This is a genomic window from uncultured Nitrospira sp., assembly GCA_902500695.1.
Classification (GTDB): Bacteria; Nitrospirota; Nitrospiria; order Nitrospirales; family UBA8639; genus Nitrospira_E.
The window spans coordinates 1-1263 of record CABVRQ010000119.1; the positions used below are offsets into that span (position 1 = coordinate 1).

General features: G+C 48.1%; 2 protein-coding genes. One reads left to right on the forward strand and one right to left on the reverse strand.

Annotated features, from left to right (window positions below):
* Positions 1–230 precede the first annotated feature (230 nt).
* Positions 231–485 carry a hypothetical protein gene (locus AAH187_RS18080; RefSeq protein WP_342349886.1) on the forward strand — a complete coding sequence of 85 codons (255 nt, stop codon included), beginning with the start codon at positions 231–233 and terminating at the stop codon, positions 483–485.
* A gap of 136 nt (positions 486–621) precedes the next feature.
* Here AAH187_RS18080 and AAH187_RS18085 read toward each other — a convergent pair.
* Positions 622–1263, reverse strand: a 642-nt coding sequence (locus AAH187_RS18085) for a DnaJ domain-containing protein (protein WP_342349887.1), incomplete at its 5' end; no start/stop codon positions are given.

Genomic DNA, 1263 nt, shown 5'->3' on the forward strand with positions numbered 1-1263 from the left:
ATTACTTCATTGTTTTGACACGGCCATTCATTACCTATAGGCCATTCCCTGGTTATCATTGTTTGCGCGCGTTTCACCTGATTCTTTTACCTTTTTGACAAATAATCCGCAGTCTATATGATGTTGTGACCGCCTCCCATTCCCTCGTCGCAAGCATTTTTCACATATACCGATACAGAGAATGCAATGGAAGTCGCGAACTCATTCTGGGTAGAAAAGGAGCATCGATCATGACATTACCGGAAATAGGAGCTATTCAATTTCTGCAACCCGCATCATCGGTGGATCATTCGCGAAAACAGGTGACCGCCGTGAGTTCCGATGAGGAAGGTGGCAAAACAAAAAGCCATCGTGAACGAGGTGGACCCTCTCCCGTCCATGACCAGGTGACCTTGTCGAAGGAGGCTCAGGCATTGGCCACATCAAGGAATCACGCCTCAAAAAGCCATTCATTCCAGCAGCCCTCTTCCCCATTTGATCACTGAAAGTTGTGAACCTGCGATAATCCGGCAAATGGGGTATCCCATTTGCTGGCATTGGATTTTGAATAAGGTTTGCCTCATTATTTCATCATTCCCTTACCCTATTCCGGTTTCACTTTCCTCAATGTGTCCGGCTTGATTAGCGGCGCTCGTATAGCAGTTCACAAGCTTGTTCGTACCCTTGAACCCATCCCTCCTGATACGCCTGGGCTAAACTTCGTCGAACCTGATCCATTTGATCTGAGTCTCGAATAGAACCTGGAACCGCCGAGCACACCATCTCGACGGCTATATCCACCAGGCGCTCTTGACGCTGCCTAAACTCCTCGGATACCAGTTCATCTAACACTTCCTGGCCCCGCTGCAGGACAATTTTTTCCAGAAAGGTATCATACCCCTGGACACGAATGACCCGTTCCCGAATAATGGCTAATTCTTCTTTGATTTTTTGTGTATTGCGTATCAACACCATAAAAAGTTGCTTGCGGGATTCTTCCCGGAGAGTCCCTTCCATTCGTTCCAGGACCACTGAAGGAGAAATGGATTCCTCCGGCTCAGGTTCCGGATCTCTATCTCGTCGATGCACCATCGGGTCCGCATAGCCCAGTCGCAATCGATCGTATGTTTTCCTGGCATCCGAATCTCCCAAGATTTCGTAGGCCGCATTGACTTCACGGATTTTTTGTTCAGCTTGACGATTCCCTCGATTCCGATCAGGATGATATTGAAGGGCCAATGTTCGATACGCTTTTTTAATCTCATCTTGCGAGGCTTGAAGCGC